We start from the raw sequence: 1,152 nt of genomic DNA on the forward strand, positions 1-1,152 counted from the left end.
TAAGTTATCGTATACGGTTTGTTTGGCTAAAACTCGTCTACCTTCAGGAGAATGAGCTATACCGAACTTGACAATTTCATGTGGTGGACGACGAACAATATTGCGTCCGTTATAAAGGATTTCACCGCTATAAATATTAATTATTTTTGAGATAGCGCGAAGGGTAGTTGTTTTTCCCGCACCGTTAGCACCAATTAGTGTGATAACTTCACCATTATTGATATACAAATTGATATTTTTTAGTGCTTTAATTCCACCATAATTTACACAGAGATTTTTTATTTCTAATATAGTAATTTCGTTCTTCATATAGTAATTAAATGTTCCTTATTATTCATTGCAAATGAATTATTAACTATTAACCCATAAAATTAAAATTATTCGTTTCCCAGATATGCTTCGATAACTGCTGGATTACTTCTGACGACTGCGGGTTCGTCTAAAGCGATGAGTTGCCCAAAGTTTAATACTGCAATGCGATCGCACAATCCCATTACTAGGGGAACGTGGTGTTCAATTAGGATTACTGTCAGCTTAAATGTATCGCGAATTTGCCTGATAAAGTCGCTTAATAGCTGTTTTTCGCTGGGGTTCATTCCTGCTGCGGGTTCATCAAGTAACAAAATTTGCGGTTCCAATGCCAAAGCACGAGCTATTTCTAAACGTCTTTGTTCTCCATATGGAAAGTTTTTGGCTTGCTCTTCAGCACGATTTTGTAAACCAACTAACTCTAATAATTCTAAGGCTTTTTGTTTACTTTTATTTTCTTCTTTAGGTGCAGGTGGAATTCCAAAAATACCTGTAAATAAGTTACTTTTTGTATGTAAATGTCTACCGATAATTACATTTTCTAGTGCCGAAAGTTCTCCAAATAAACGTATATTTTGAAATGTCCTAGCAATTCCTAATGCTGCTATCTCATATGGTCTTTTTTGGGATATTTCTATACTTTGATACAGCAATTTCCCCTCGGAAGGTGGGATTAAACCTGTAATTAAATTGAAAAGAGTAGTTTTACCAGCACCATTTGGACCAATTAAACCAAATATTTCATCTTTTTTCACAGAGAAAGTGACATTATTTACTGCAACTAATCCACCAAAACGACGTGTCAGATTTTTCGCTTCTAATATTAAACTCATACTTTTAATA

2 protein-coding genes are annotated in these 1,152 nt (G+C 34.5%); both read right to left on the reverse strand.

The genetic code is table 11. The features are described from left to right. Nucleotides 1-309, reverse strand: a 309-nt coding sequence (locus CK510_RS30650; protein ID WP_143289538.1) for an ATP-binding cassette domain-containing protein, incomplete at its 3' end; no start/stop codon positions are given. 68 nt (nucleotides 310-377) lie between these two features. Continuing rightward, complete coding sequence (locus CK510_RS30655; protein ID WP_095725158.1) at nucleotides 378-1,142, reverse strand: ABC transporter ATP-binding protein; 765 nt, start codon at nucleotides 1,140-1,142, stop codon at nucleotides 378-380. Nucleotides 1,143-1,152: the final 10 nt, after the last annotated feature.

Source organism: Brunnivagina elsteri CCALA 953, from assembly GCF_002289455.1.
GTDB classification, from domain to species: domain Bacteria; phylum Cyanobacteriota; class Cyanobacteriia; order Cyanobacteriales; family Nostocaceae; genus Brunnivagina; species Brunnivagina elsteri.